Below are 288 nucleotides of genomic sequence, written 5' to 3' on the forward strand. Positions count from 1 at the left end.
TATGTACATTCATAAAGCATATCCTGAAACGACGAAAATTCTTCTTTCATCAATCCCTTACCACTGCACTGCATTCCCAATCCGAACATCAGCTGATAATATTCCTTATTTTTAAATGCAAACTGCCAGTAAGCGTCTACGATAGCTTTTAACTGGTCTTCAGGATTATCATGTGCATTTTGAGCTTTCAGCAGTTCAATGTGTAGACAATGAAAACCGTTTAGTGAGATTTCGTATAAAATGGCCTCTTTGTTTTCAAAATGATCATAAACTACCGGAGCACTGTAC

The 288-nt window shown here is 36.8% G+C and carries 1 protein-coding gene; it reads right to left on the bottom strand.

The window, feature by feature from the left end; genetic code table 11:
* The coding region (locus ACPYOJ_RS35110; protein WP_481420346.1) for a TetR/AcrR family transcriptional regulator at positions 1-288 on the bottom strand (288 nt) is incomplete at both ends.

The sequence above is a fragment of the Rhizobium sp. SVR5-9E genome (assembly GCF_056755095.1).